We start from the raw sequence: 13,029 nt of genomic DNA on the forward strand, positions 1-13,029 counted from the left end.
ACCCATTTCCTAAGATTTTCTAAAGAAAAAAATGAACCGAGTGCGGACTGTTTTTCGTAAGAAACTACTTTGCTTTTTGCCGATTTCTTGCTATGCTAACGAAAACGTTACACGTGAAACATTAGGAAGGATATCCTTATGACGACAAAAGAAAAAATACTGACCTTATTACAAAAAGAAGATACTGTACTGTCCGGAGAAAAACTAGCCCAAGCCTTGTCGATCTCTCGTACAGCAGTCTGGAAAGCCATTAAAGAACTTGAGAAAGAAGGCTATCATTTCGAACACTTGGCCAACGGCTATCGCTTTGTCTCCGCTGACCGCTACGATCAAGCAGCACTTGCAGCCGCCTTGCCGATGATCCCCACGATTCAAATCAAGGATGCTGTTGAGTCCACCATGAAAGAAGCCAAGATCGCCGCTTTGGATAATGGACTGGCAACCCCCGCCCTTTTTTTGACCGAAACGCAAACAGGCGGTCATGGCCGCTTCGAACGACCGTTTTTCTCACCGAAAAAACAAGGGATCTACATGAGCTTGCTCTTAAAACCCAACCAAGCGTTTCAAGAATTGCCGCAATATACCGTTTTGGCTGCGGTGGCAGTCGCAGAAGCCATCGATGCCCTTCTAATGAAGGAAACGGCCATTAAGTGGGTCAACGATCTGTACTTAGATGGAAAAAAAATCTGCGGTATTTTGTCTGAAGCAACCAGTGACTTTGAAACAGGCCGCATTACCTCGGTTGTGATCGGTATCGGCATCAGTTTTTCGATTCCGCAACAGCAGTTTCCAGTAGAGATTCGGGAAAAAGCGACTTCACTCTTTCCTGGTGAAGAGTATCCAACCTTTTCTCGGGCAACCTTGATCCAAGAAATTTGGCGCCGTTTCTTCCAATTATTGGCAAAGCTGCCTGACATGGATTATATGGCCCGCTATCGGCAGAAATCCTTCGTTTTGGGCCGCACCGTTCGGTTTACACAACAAGGTGTGACCTATGAAGGAATCGCCAAAGACATTACTAACACCGGTGAATTAGTGGTGGAAACAGCAACGGAGCGCAAGGTGCTTTCTTCTGGAGAAATCAGTTTGGAACGGTATTGATGCTGCAAAAAGTCGCAAATCCGCTTGCTGATTCGCTGCTTTCGTAAGGAATCAGTCAAGCATAAATGCTCCATAAACAGATCTGCTTATTCCGAGGGGTCATACAAAAGAACAACCTAGGCAGCTCCCCTTTCTATCGGGTTTAGCCACCGTCACTAAAACTTTACTGTTGCAATCAGGATCGCAGAGAAAGCGAGCCTCATCTTTTCATACTAAGTAGGATGCTCGTTCTTTTATCATGTCTTTTCTACAGTTTTTATGCGCTATTTCATTCCCCACATAAAAAAGATCGACCTGCTCTTTCAAGAGCGGGTCGATCTTTTCTTTTACAGCAATTGCCACAGCAGACACAAAAGTAAGCCCAAGGCATAGCTGCTGTTGAATAAAATCATGTTCTTAATCGAATAGCCGAAGCTACGTGGGTGGGGCAGGCTGGCTTGATGCTCCTTCAAGTTTTGGCGGATTTTTGGCAGTGTCAGAAACACGAGCAATATCGGCCATTGAAAGAGTCCAAACAAGAGGCCCAATAAAATAGCGGCATAAGACGCCAACATCATGCCTTGAAACAGACGGATACCTGCTTCGCGACCGATGTAGTACACCAGCGTGTAGCGATGGTTTTCGATATCGGCTTCCAGATCCCGTAAGTTATTGGCTAACATGATGTCAGCAATCGTGAAAATCAATGGCAAAGATGCCAACACGATGGCACACACAGCCCAGAGGTTCCCTACTAAGCCAAAGGTTCCGTTCGCAAAATCAAGTGCCAGATAAAACACTTTTTGATCAATGGTATTGATATAGATCGTGATGGCAAAAATCCCTAATCCCATCGTTACACCGCTGAATACCTCGCCTAAAGGCATCCGCGATAACGGAATGGGGCCAAAGGTATAAAAGACCCCGATAAAACAAACCACCAGCCCCATCACTAGCAGCAGCCAGCCGGTAACAAAGGTCAAGTAAAGACCGATCAGTAAGGTTCCTGCCAGCATCGCAAAAATCAGATTGCGAACAGTAGCTTCTGAGATGTTTTCGCGCCCGATCACATTGTGCTGGTATTTGTAGGTCTCTGATTTGGCTTTTTTGAAATCCATATAATTGTTGATGGACGTCGTCGTCAAATCAAACAGCAGCATCCCCAGAAAAAAAATTACAGTATTCAACGGATGAAATTCATGAAAATACACCAACGAGAACAACACACCCATAATGAAGGGGAAGACACTCGCCACCTTGGTGCGGATCTCCACCACTTCTAAAAACACTGAAAGAGACATCTTTCACTCCTCCTATTCTAAATCAGCACGATCACCCATCGTGTAGCCTGATTCCTCTGACAGCTCAAAGGTATCTTTGATGCCGTCTGTTACGTACACTTTATCTTCTTTTGTGATAAAGATCGCATCGGTTCCCTTTTCGGTATGCTGTTCGATATAAGCCAAGCCTTCTTTGACTCCTTTATCAAACGCCACCGTAGTCAACCCGTCACCATCGATGGATTTGTCAGTGATCACAGTCACACTTGCTACATCGCTATCGTAAGGATAGCCAGTCTCAGAATCAAAAATATGGTGATACGTTTTGCCGTCTACTTCTAAGTAGCGTTCGTAGATCCCTGAAGTAACTACTGTTTTATTGGTTTCTTTGATACTGCCGATAATCGAGCCGCGAGATTTGTTTGGATCTTGGATTCCGACATTCCATGGCTCATCTGCACCGCGGTTGCTATGACCTAACACATAGACATTCCCGCCCAAATCGACGATCGCGGAAGTCACGCCATTGTCCTTCAGCACTTTGACGACTTCATCCGTGATGTAGCCTTTGGCGATCGCACCAAGGTCAAGGATCATGTCCTTGTCTTTTAAATACACCGTGTGGTCTTCGTCGTTAAACTCGACTTGTTCATAATTGATATGTTTCAACGCTTCATCGATCTCAGATTGCTCTGGCTTGCGGGCATCATCAAAGCCGATTCGCCATAATTGGGTGATCGCACCGATAGCCATATTAAAGCCGCCTTCTGATTTCACACTATAATCATAGGCTTCTTTCAACAAATAATAGATATCATCTGAGACCTTCACTGGCTTGATGCCAGCTTGCGCATTGATTTCATCGATCTCTGATCCTGCTTGGTTGATGGTGATTTTATCGCCTAACTCTCTGATACGGTCAAAGGCAGGCTTCATAGCGTCCTCTTTGCCTTCATCATAAATGCGAATCCGAGTATAAGTACCTAATAAAAATTCTTCTTGAAAATATGGTTCTTCGCGCAGCGTCGTTGCTTCCTGATCACTGCCACAGGCTGCCAACATTGTGCCTAAAAAAACAAACATCAGAAAAAACGTTACTTTCTTTTTCATGATTTTCCTCTTTTCTATTGTCTTCAACCTTCATATAATAGCCTTTTTTTGGCAGAATGAAAAGGGGCATTCCGTGATTCCTCAACGTATTTTAGGAATCCTTAATCGAACCTTTTCTTCTTTGTAAAAAACAGTTCTTTTTTAAAAAAACCTTCCCACCAGATTGCTTCCTTTTGCACGAACTTGCTTTTGTGACCTTGTTGCCCACGAAAAAAAGACAGCACTCAAAACGAATGCTGTCCTCTTAATGGAAAGAAGTTGTGATTATTCAGTAACGAAGTTATCCACTTCGATTGTTGTTTGGTCGCCTTTTTCAGCGGCATTCAACAATTGTTGTGCATAGATAACAAAGCTGTGGAAGCTGTGGGTTGCCCCTGAAACAACATCCATGTCTGCCACAGAGCCGTCTTCGGCATTGACTGCAGAAACAAAGGCTTCATTGAAGTTTGGAATGAACTCTTCTGGACTTGTACCAGATTTTGCTTCCATGTTTTCGTTGTATGATGCATCATCTTTTTTCGACTCGCCTGCTTCGTTTAGGTAGTCGTAGTTTGATTCAGAGATTTTGCCGTCAGCCACAGTCATTGAGAAGACTACACGGTAACCGTTTGAGTAGTTCTTTTCTTCTAATGTATAGGTTCCGTCTTTCAAGTCTGCACCATTGTCGATTTCAATGGTTTCCGTGTTGCCTGCTTGCGCCGCTTGAATCAATTGTTGTGCATAGTTTTGGAAGGAATCAAAGGAATGAGTCGCGCCAGAAACTACTTCGATTGAAGAAGGGCTTTGTGCGGCAACTAACTCTTCATTGAATTTAGGAATAAATTCTTCTGGGCTGATGCCTGCTTTTTCTTTCATTGTTTCATTGTATTCAGTGTTTTCTGTTTTTGATTCGCCATCCGCATTGACGTTGTCATATTTTGATTCAACAATTTTGCCGTCTTTGACTGTGATCTCAAATGTGACACGGTAGTCGTTTTTATAGTTCTTTTCTTCTAAACGATACGTACCATCTTGCATTGGCTCGCCTGCAACGACGGTTGCTTCTGAGCTTTCTGTAGTTGCAGAATCGCTTGCAGAAGTTTGTGATGTACTTTCACTAGTTGACGAAGAACCTGTATTGTTGTCGTCTGCTCCGCATCCCCCTAACAATAATGCTGCGAATGAAAATACCGCCATACCTACAATCAATTTCTTTGCTTTCATAATTATCCACCTTTTACTTGTTTATTTTCCCCACAAAAAAGTTTGTGATACATCTAACATTGTAAAGTAAATTTACGAGATGTCAACCGCTTCCTTTCCGCTTTTTCAATAAAAAATGACTTATTTTTTGATTTTCGCAAGTTTTCACGAATTTCAGGAAATATGCGTTTTTTTCATCAGAATCGTTAGACAAATGAACCATTTGTCTATATAATAGGAACGATTGTGTAATTATTATCATAGATTATTTTTATTAAGGAGAGATTTGCAATGGCAAAGAAAAACATTGTCGTTGTCGGTGCCGGTTATGCAGGCGTTTCTGCTACGAAGTACATGGCAAAGAAATTGAAAAAAGACAATGATGTTGAGATAACATTGATCGACCGTCACTCTTATCATACGATGATGACTGAACTGCATGAAGTCGCTGGAGGACGTGTAGAACCTACCGCAATTCAATATGACTTGCAGCGCTTGTTCTCACGCAAGAAAAATGTTCGTTTAGTAACCGATACAGTAACTGGGATCGATAAAGAAAATAAAACCGTCCAAACAAAATTAGGCAGCTATTCATTTGACTACTTGATCTTAGGGATGGGTGGCGAACCGAATGACTTCGGTACACCTGGTGTCAAAGAAAATGGCTTTACTCTATGGTCATTTGACGATGCTGTCCGCATTCGCGAACACATTGAAAAAACTGTCGCAAAAGCAGCGATCGAACCAGATGCAGCATTACGCAAAGCAATGTTGACCTTTGTCGTTTGTGGTTCTGGATTTACCGGGATCGAAATGATCGGTGAACTGATCGATTGGAAAGATCGTTTAGCTTCCGATTATAAATTGGACCCAAGTGAAATCAGCTTGAAAGTCGTTGAAGCAATGCCAACGATCTTGAACATGCTTGATCGTAACGATGCAGCCAAAGCAGAACGCTACTTGAAGAAAAACAATGTTGATCTTGTCTTGAATGCACCAATCGTTGAAGTGGCACCTGACCACATCAAACTAAAAGATGGTTCAACGATCCCAACCCACACATTGATCTGGACTGCCGGTGTCAAAGGAACTAGTGATGCTGCTGATTTCGGTTTAGAAACAGCCCGTGGTTTCCGTCTAGTTGCCAATGAGTACATGGAAGCAAAAGGCTACGAAGACAAAAACATCTATATTATTGGTGACTTGGTTTACTTCGAAGAATTCCCGAATACACCAACACCACAAATCGTGCAAGCAGCTGAACAAACAGGTCACACTGCAGCAACGAACATCGTTTCAGCCATCAAAGGCGGCGAAAAACATAAATTCAAAGGAAACTACCAAGGATTTATGGTTTCCATCGGTGCCAAATGGGGCGTGGCGAACTTATTCAATAAGATTCACCTGAGCGGTTTCTTAGCGATCATTATGAAACACATCGTTAACTTGAAATACTTCTTTGATATTCGTTCTGGTTACTACATGTTCCAATACTTGATGCATGAAATCTTCCACATCAAAGATGACCGGACAGTCGCTCGTGGTCATACGTCTCGTTACGGTAACGTCTTGTGGAGTGTTCCGCTTCGTATTTTCTATGGTCTTGTCTGGTTCGTTGAAGCCTTCAAGAAAATTTTAGGTACGAATGGGGAAGTCTTCAAACCTGGTACTTGGTTCGGTGAAGGTTCTTGGTTCCAAGGCAACAGCGTATTCCCTTGGACTTGGGAATATCAAACAGTCGCTGATGCAGCAAGTGGTGCTAGTGAAGCAGCCGATGCAGCAAGTGCCGCTAGTGGTGCCGGTGAAGCAGCCGATGCAGCGACACAAGCCGCACACTTCGGTTTGAGCTATGCCTACGGTGAGCAACCAATGATCGTGATTGAAAAATCACCTGACTGGTTCACAAAAGTTATGCAATTTATCATGCCAAACAACGACGTTGCAATGTTCTTCCAAAAATTCATGGTCTTCTTTGAAATTGCTTTAGCTCTTGCATTGATGGCTGGTCTCTTCACTTGGTTAGTAAACGCAACGACTATCGTTTTAGTGTTGACTTTCTGTATGTCTGGTATGTTCTACTGGGTAAACATCTGGTTCATTCCAGTTGCATTTGCCTTGATGAACGGTTCAGGACGCGCAGTCGGTTTAGACCGTTGGGTAATCCCATGGTTGCAACGTACCCTTGGAAAATGGTGGTACGGTACCCCTCGCTCCTTATACGGCAATAAATAAGCCAGCAAAATAGAATACCTGTACGACTTCATGAGACTAAGACATTCTGATTTTCAATCAGTGTCTTGGTCTCTTTCCAAGTACAGAACTTTTTCTTGATCGTCCTTGCACAGAAATCGGTGGATTATTGAGGATTCAGCTAGTAGAATCTTGTCTTCTTATGCTAGAATGAGACACATCACATGAAAGAACAGGAGTCTTTTTTGATGAAATTAAAAGAATTTATCCGCGATGCCCATTTAAAACCATGGGATGGCGTCATCATACTTGTTTTGATCCTCAGCTCTTTTTTACCGATTTTTATTTTTGGCCAGGCGCAAACAGCGGACAAAGAAGCCGTCTTGCGGGTCGATGGGACAGAAATCAAGCGTTTTGACTTAGTTGAAGGTCAAAAAACGTACACCTATCTTTATGAAGATGAAGATGGCGATACCAATTTACTGGAGATCGAAGGGGATCGGATCCGAATCAAGGAAGCCGATTGCGGCGACCAGATTTGTGTCCGCCGTGGCTGGGCTAGTAAAAATGGGGAAACCATCGTCTGTCTGCCTCATAAATTGGTGATCGAAATCCAAGCCGCAGATGGGAGTGAGACCGACGATCTAATCTATTGATCGTTTGCTTATGAGTCGATTACAACGAATAATTTTCATCTCACTGCTGGTCGCCCAAGGGGTCGTGATTGGTTTAGTTGAAAATATGATCCCTTATCCATTTGCCTTTGCGCCTGGTGCGAAACTAGGTTTGGCAAATTTAATTACCATTATTGCTTTGTTCACCATGCCAAAAAAAGACAGCTTTCTCTTGATTTGGCTAAGACTGATCTTAACGACGTTACTAGGAGGAACGGTTTCGACCTTCTTATATAGTATGAGCGGTTCCTTATTGAGCTACTTTGGGATGTCTTTGGTGAAACAGTTGGGGCCTAAGCGTGTCAGTATCATCGGCATTAGTGCGGCCGGCGGGTTCTTACACAACGTCGGACAGTTGATCACTGCCTCATGGATCGCTCAATCTTGGAGCGTGATGCTCTACTTGCCGGTCCTGTCTTTCTTTGGGATCTTGTCCGGGATCGCTATCGGAATCGCCGCCAACTACTTGCTGCGCCGTGTCGAAACACTGCGCCGTTTTCAAATTGATTATGAACGCCAGACCAAAGTCAAATGGCGCTCGGATTCAGAATAAAGGAGTTAATTATGAAACTTCATTCCATGTGGCAAGAGTATCCAGCACTGCAAGCTGACTTATCTGCCTCCTTGCAATTGATGGAAAAATCATTAAAACTAAAAAACAAAGAGGTCGAACAAGCGATCCTGTCCATGATCCATTCAGGTGGGAAACTGCTGCGTCCTGCTTATCAGCTGCTCTTTTCTGCTTATGGCAGCGACAAAGGTCGCGAAAAAGCTGTCGCATTGGCGGCCTCGATCGAAATGCTCCACACTGCCTCGTTGATCCACGACGATATCGTCGATCATGCGGACATCCGCCGCAAGCTGCCGACCATTCGTTCCGAATTTGGCAATGATGTCGCTGTCTATGCTGGTGATTACCTCTTCGTCTGTTGCTTTAAATTGATGGCGGATTATGCCAGCTCCATGAAAAGCTTGCAGATGAATTCCCGTAGTATGGAAAAAATCCTGGCCGGCGAATTAGGACAAATGAGCAAACGATACGATTTGTCCGTCACTGTCGAGGATTACTTAGAAAACATTCGCGGCAAAACCGCTGAATTGTTTGCTTTAAGCTGCTTCATCGGAGCTTACGAAAGCGGCACCTCCTTGCGCTTTGCCAATCAAGCCCGTGAGATCGGTGAAGCCATTGGCCTTGCCTTTCAAATCATGGATGACGTCTTGGATTACAGCCAAGATGCGGCTGCTTTAGGAAAACCAGTATTGGAAGATGTTCGGCAAGGCGTCTATTCCCTGCCGCTGTTAATGGCACTGAAAAGTGACCGCCAACAGCTGCTCCCATTGCTGGAAAAACAAGACGCCATGACGGACACCGACACCCACGAAGTCTATCGGATCGTCCAAGAAAGTGCTGGGATCGAGGAAGCCAAGAAACTCGCAGCCGACTATACGAAAAAAGCTTTGCAGGCGATCCAGAAATTACCTGAGACCAAAGATGAAACCAAAACGTATCTTTACCAGATCACTGCTCAGATCCTTGGGCGAAGCAATTGATCTAATGAACGAACACCAAAAAGCATGGTCGCTGCCAAAAGCGATCATGCTTTTTTAGTTGAGCAAGGGAATCCCTCATGAACTCATTTCTCTTTGGGCAAACACTAAATCTGCAGCAACATAGGAAGAGGTAAAGGTTTTGCGGTATTGGTTTGGTGTATAGCTGGTTTCACGTTTGAAGATCCGGGCGTAATAACCCGCATCATCATACCCCACTTGTTCAGCGATAGCAGCAATGGAATCCTCCGTAGTAACCAGCAGCTTTTTGCTTTGTTCTATTCGATAAAACGTCAAATATTTAGTAAAAGTCATCCCAGTGGCTTCTTTAAAAATCCGGCTGATATAGTTGCGATGCATGTGGCTGAAAGCAGCAAGGACATCTAAGGTGATCGGCTCTTGATAGTTGAGATGGATGTATTCAATGATCTGATTAACTTGTTCAGCAATATTATCAGTGATCGCTGACGTGGAATAGTGCAATAGGGAAATTTGATTCAACGAGAGAATACTACGGTGGATACTGTGCTGAAGCTCTTGCTTGCTTAAAGGCCGCACTAAGTAATCAATGGCTCCGCAGCGCAGTGAGCGATGAAGATTGTCGAAGTTCTTCGTCTCGTCAATCAAAATCAGTTTGATGTTCGGCTGTTTTTTCATGACTTCGGCTGTCCAATAAAAAGGATCTTCGGCCTCATTAGAGATTGACAAGATGAGGATATCAACGTGTACTTTCCCAGCGATCGCTACCGTTTCAGCCATTGTCCAAGCATCTTGCAAGAGCGTGGCGTTAAAAAAATCTTTTCTGACCACTTGTTTTATCTGATTTCGTTCCTTTTCATCTGGGGTAGAAACTAAAATGTAGCACATGAAAGCAGCTCCTTTCCTTGTTCTCTTTTTCAAATTATACCATATTTAATCATTTATCATTAAGTTCATTGCTTTTTATGAACAATAACAACACATGTTAAAAATATAACAATCTTGGATAAAATTGTCCTGAAACAGCATAGAACCCTCCTAAAGAAAACGCTTACTTTCGCATATAATTAAAGTATAAAAAACAAGGAGGATGATTGATATGATGACAGAGACAAAGATGCACAGTCCCTTAACACTGGTTGATTCCTTAATGAAACAAGCGTCAGACGCCCAAGAACTTTATCGTACTGCCTCGCAAGAAACGGTTGATTACGTGGTGGGAAAAGCTGCAGAGAAACTGACCAGCCACTCGATGCACTTAGCAAAATTGGCACAGAAAGAAACCGGCTTTGGAAACGCAGAAGATAAAAACATCAAAAATTTATTTGCCAGTGAAATATTATATAACAGTATCAAAGATATGCCGACGGTTGGAATCGTAGAAGAAATTCCTGAGAAAAAGATGCTAAAAATCGTTGCGCCATTGGGGGTCTTAGTTGCTTTGATCCCCTCCACCAATCCTACATCCACCACGATTTTCAAAGTACTTTTGGCATTGAAAACGAAAAATGCAATCATCTTGTCCCCTCACCCCCGAGCGCTGCAGGCAATCAAGGAGACCGTGTCCCTCTTTAAAGAGGTGCTGCAAGCATGCGGATTGCCGATCGATTTGGTTCAATTACTAGAAGAACCGACAATTGAGGATACCCAAAAATTGATGGCACATCCCGATACCGATCTAATCTTGGCTACTGGTGGTAAAGCGATGGTTCGAATCGCATATTCTTCGGGCAATCCAGCAATCGGTGTCGGCCCTGGTAATACCCCTGCACTGCTAGAAAAATCTGCAGACATCGCGAAAGCCGTTGATCAGATCATCCGTAGCAAAACCTTCGATTATGGGACGATCTGCGCCTCTGAACAGGCATTAGTCGTTGAGCAATCGATCAAAGATACAGTGATCTCTGAATTGAAAGCAAATCACGGCTACTTTTTGAATCAAGAAGAGTCTGAAAGGCTGGCTGATTTTATCACCACGGCTGAGGGCGGTCTGAATCCCCGGATTATCGGTCAGCCAGCAGTTAAAATTGCCGAAATGAGCGGTCTATCGGTCCCAAGTGATACGAAAATCCTCGTTTCGGAACAGACGGTCATCGCTAAAGACAATCCCTATGCGCGGGAGAAACTTTCGCCGATCCTCGCGTTTTATACCGTGGCTGATGCCGAGGAAGGCATTCGTTTTTGCCAAGAGTTGCTAAAGATCCAAGGTGCTGGACACACCGCTGTCGTTCATACCAAAGACGATACCTTTGTTCGTGAATTTGGGCTGGCGATCCCTTCTGCCCGAATCTTAGTCAATACCCAAGCAACTTTAGGAGCCATTGGAGGCACCACGAACTTAAATCCTTCCTTGACTCTAGGTTGCGGGTCCCATGGAGGCGGCAGTACTTCAGAAAATATCCATGTCGCACAGCTTTTAAACACTCACTACATCGCTTACGATGTCGAAAAATAAAGAACCTAGGTGCTTCAAGATAAGCGGCTGAACAATACAGCCCCTTCCTTTCATAAAAACGAGCAGGGAAGAACGATCCATTCGTTTTTCCCTGCTCGTTTTTTCTTCTATTTACTAGTTAACGCATCGTCACAAATTCTTCTGACCCTGTCGGATGAATGGCAACGGTTTGATCAAAGTCTGCTTTTGTAGCACCCATTTTGATGGCTACAGCGAAGCCTTGCAGCATTTCATCGACACCGATCCCGATGCCGTGCAGACCGATGATTTTTTCTTCTTTTCCTAAGCACACCAATTTCATCTCACATTTTTGGCGATACTCATTTAAAGCAAAGTACATCGGTGTAAAGCGCGAGCGATACACCTTTATCTGCTCTTGGCCGTATTTTGCCAAGGCTGCTTCTTCGGATAAACCAATCGTGGCAATCGGTGGATGAGTAAAGATGACCGTCGGTACTAAGTGATAATCCAAGTACGCATCGCTTTGACCGTTGAACAAGCGTTCAGACAAGCGACGACCGGCGGCGATCGCAACCGGGGTTAAATCCAATTTTCCGATGACATCCCCCACCGCAAAAATCGAGTCAGCTGTGGTATTTTGATATTTGTCCACAATGATAAACCCTTTTTCATCCAATTGGACATCGGTGTTTTCCAGACCTAACTTATCCGTATTCGGCACGCGACCACCAGCAAAAAGGACGCAATCGCCGGTCAAGGTTTCGCCATTTTCAAAGTGAACGAGATACTCGTCACCTTCTTTAATGATACGAGAGGCCACGTAGCCTGCATAAGTTTCGATTCCTGATTCTTGGTACATCTCCACGAGATTATCCGCAAGCATCTTGTCAAAGGTTCGTAATGGCCGCTCTTTGCGGTACGCCCAAGCCACTTGGCTGCCCAGCTGTTGGCTGACACCGCTGATTTCGGCTGCGATGTAGCCTGCCCCTAAGACGACCATACGCTTTGGTGCTTCTCGCAACGCAAAAAAACCATTCGAGTCAATGGCGTACTCACCGCCGGGAATATTCATCGCGCTAGGTTTTCCACCGGTGGCAATCAAAATGTTTGCTGCATGGTAGTTTTCCCCATTGACGGTAACCGTGTGGTTATCCACAAACTGTGCATAACCGTGGATAACTTCTACATTGTTACTGTCTAAGCCTTTTTGATAGGCTGTGTGTAAAAAATCAATGTATTTTTCACGGTTATCCACAAGCTCAGTAAAATTAAATTTATCCACATGTGGATAAATGCCGTAGCTAGTTGCGTCCCGTTTGATCATTTCTAACATCTCACTAGCTTGCCACATGACTTTTTTCGGTACACAACCGACATTGACACAGGTGCCGCCTAATTCATTGCCTTCGATCAATAATACTTTGGCGCCGTGCATCCCTGCCCGATTGGCTGAGGCGATTCCGCCGCTGCCGCCACCAATTACTATGTAGTCGTAGGTTTCCATATTTGTTGTTTCCTCCTTAAGATTGTCTATGTTCTCATCGATCCTTTTTGGCTGGATTGATTCAAC

The 13,029-nt window shown here is 44.0% G+C and carries 11 protein-coding genes; 6 read left to right on the forward strand and 5 right to left on the reverse strand.

Annotated features, from left to right (window positions below):
- Positions 1–138 precede the first annotated feature (138 nt).
- Positions 139–1,101 carry a biotin--[acetyl-CoA-carboxylase] ligase gene (locus tag A5883_RS13210; RefSeq protein ID WP_086338826.1) on the forward strand — a complete coding sequence of 321 codons (963 nt, stop codon included), beginning with the start codon at positions 139–141 and terminating at the stop codon, positions 1,099–1,101.
- 326 nt (positions 1,102–1,427) lie between these two features.
- Here the strand turns inward: A5883_RS13210 and menA are convergent, their stop codons facing one another.
- The 3 genes from menA to pplA form a co-directional block, all read right to left on the reverse strand.
- Positions 1,428–2,381, reverse strand: a complete 954-nt coding sequence (gene menA, locus A5883_RS13215; protein ID WP_015510612.1) for a 1,4-dihydroxy-2-naphthoate polyprenyltransferase — start codon at positions 2,379–2,381, stop codon at positions 1,428–1,430.
- 12 nt (positions 2,382–2,393) lie between these two features.
- Positions 2,394–3,470, reverse strand: coding sequence for an FAD:protein FMN transferase (locus tag A5883_RS13220; RefSeq protein ID WP_005230331.1), 1,077 nt, complete (start codon positions 3,468–3,470; stop codon positions 2,394–2,396).
- Positions 3,471–3,734: 264 nt separating this feature from the next.
- Positions 3,735–4,673 (reverse strand): extracellular electron transfer flavoprotein PplA, encoded by a 939-nt coding sequence (gene pplA, locus A5883_RS13225; RefSeq protein ID WP_016608361.1) that lies wholly within the window; start codon positions 4,671–4,673, stop codon positions 3,735–3,737.
- A 270-nt stretch (positions 4,674–4,943) separates the two neighbouring features.
- Between pplA and A5883_RS13230 the strand changes: the two genes are divergently transcribed.
- The 4 genes from A5883_RS13230 to A5883_RS13245 all read left to right on the forward strand — a co-directional run bounded on the left by A5883_RS13230 (position 4,944) and on the right by A5883_RS13245 (position 9,067).
- Positions 4,944–6,884, forward strand: a complete 1,941-nt coding sequence (locus A5883_RS13230; protein ID WP_005230327.1) for an NAD(P)/FAD-dependent oxidoreductase — start codon at positions 4,944–4,946, stop codon at positions 6,882–6,884.
- Between the two features lie 206 nt (positions 6,885–7,090).
- Complete coding sequence (locus A5883_RS13235) at positions 7,091–7,498, forward strand: NusG domain II-containing protein (protein ID WP_086338827.1); 408 nt, start codon at positions 7,091–7,093, stop codon at positions 7,496–7,498.
- 10 nt (positions 7,499–7,508) lie between these two features.
- Positions 7,509–8,069 carry a Gx transporter family protein gene (locus tag A5883_RS13240; RefSeq protein WP_005232987.1) on the forward strand — a complete coding sequence of 187 codons (561 nt, stop codon included), beginning with the start codon at positions 7,509–7,511 and terminating at the stop codon, positions 8,067–8,069.
- Positions 8,070–8,080: 11 nt separating this feature from the next.
- Positions 8,081–9,067 (forward strand): polyprenyl synthetase family protein, encoded by a 987-nt coding sequence (locus tag A5883_RS13245; protein WP_176324008.1) that lies wholly within the window; start codon positions 8,081–8,083, stop codon positions 9,065–9,067.
- A gap of 75 nt (positions 9,068–9,142) precedes the next feature.
- Here the strand turns inward: A5883_RS13245 and A5883_RS13250 are convergent, their stop codons facing one another.
- On the reverse strand, positions 9,143–9,931 hold the full coding sequence (locus A5883_RS13250; RefSeq protein WP_074934233.1) for a response regulator transcription factor: 789 nt from the start codon (positions 9,929–9,931) through the stop codon (positions 9,143–9,145).
- A 211-nt stretch (positions 9,932–10,142) separates the two neighbouring features.
- On the opposite strand from A5883_RS13250, the gene A5883_RS13255 reads away from it, so the two are divergent.
- A complete protein-coding gene (locus A5883_RS13255; RefSeq protein ID WP_254907869.1) occupies positions 10,143–11,498 on the forward strand; it encodes an aldehyde dehydrogenase family protein in 1,356 nt (451 codons plus the stop codon).
- A gap of 118 nt (positions 11,499–11,616) precedes the next feature.
- Here the strand turns inward: A5883_RS13255 and gor are convergent, their stop codons facing one another.
- Positions 11,617–12,963 (reverse strand): glutathione-disulfide reductase, encoded by a 1,347-nt coding sequence (gor, locus tag A5883_RS13260; protein WP_086338830.1) that lies wholly within the window; start codon positions 12,961–12,963, stop codon positions 11,617–11,619.
- Positions 12,964–13,029: the final 66 nt, after the last annotated feature.

The sequence above is a fragment of the Enterococcus sp. 5B3_DIV0040 genome, from assembly GCF_002140755.1.
Taxonomy (GTDB): Bacteria; Bacillota; Bacilli; order Lactobacillales; family Enterococcaceae; genus Enterococcus_D; species Enterococcus_D casseliflavus.